2 protein-coding genes are annotated in these 866 nt (G+C 45.6%); both read left to right on the top strand.

What is annotated here, in order from left to right; translation table 11 throughout:
- The coding region (locus ACFIL3_RS10635) for a phage tail sheath family protein (RefSeq protein ID WP_375682266.1) at positions 1 to 633 on the top strand (633 nt) is incomplete at its 5' end.
- 3 nt (positions 634 to 636) lie between these two features.
- Positions 637 to 866: phage major tail tube protein (locus tag ACFIL3_RS10630; RefSeq protein ID WP_375682265.1), on the top strand; the 230-nt coding region annotated here is incomplete at its 3' end.

Genomic DNA, 866 nt, shown 5'->3' with positions numbered 1-866 from the left:
GACAAGCAAAGGGGCGGTGTTTTTTGGTCTCCTTCCAACCAAGATGTGCATGGCATTTTAGGGACAGCACGCCCCATTAGCTATTTTGATGGCGAAATTGATCATGAGGCAAATCGCCTTAACCAAGCCGATATTGCGACCTTTATTCCAGCACGACTTAGTCAAAATGCGCATGGGCAAATGGCTGCCAATGGGCGCATTTTATGGGGAAATCATACCACCTCCAGTGATCCACTTTGGCGCTTTGTCAATGTGGTGCGCACCCGTGCAGCCTTGGAAAAAACCATCATTAACAATTTGCGCCCTTGGGCGAATGATGAAAACCTTACTGGTCAACATGTTATTGCCATTACCCGCTCTTTGACCAGCTTTCTTGATGATATGATTGCGCGTGGTGCATTGCTTGGTGGGCGGGTTTGGTTTGACCGCGATTTAAATTCCAACAGCACTTTACAATTGGGAAAATTGCGGGTCGAATTTGATGCAGAAGAAGTGCCACCTTTAGAAGATTTGAGTTTCGGCAGCCGGCGCAATAGCGCTTATTTTGACCGTTTGGCGCAAGATATCCAAAAGAAAATGACTTATCAATTTGGCGATACGCTTGAAACTTATCGCAAAGCAGCAAGGAGTTAAAGCATGACTTTACGCATTGTACGCGGTTTTACCTTGATTGTTGATGATGATGTGAATCTTCACCTTGATCTTGAAACCCTCAAATTACCTACGTTGGAAGAAATTACAGAAACCTATCAACCGGGCGGCTCTGATATGCAAATTGATGTGAGCGGTCTTGGTGTCAAAGCACTTGGCTTGCAAATGAAAATCCGCAGCCATACCCCTGAGGTCATCGGTATTTTTGGTGGTCC

Source organism: Bartonella sp. CE47NXGY, assembly GCF_042195415.1.
Lineage (GTDB): Bacteria > Pseudomonadota > Alphaproteobacteria > Rhizobiales > Rhizobiaceae > Bartonella.
Note: the sequence above shows the minus strand (reverse complement) of the source record. Positions and strands in the feature narration are given on the sequence as shown.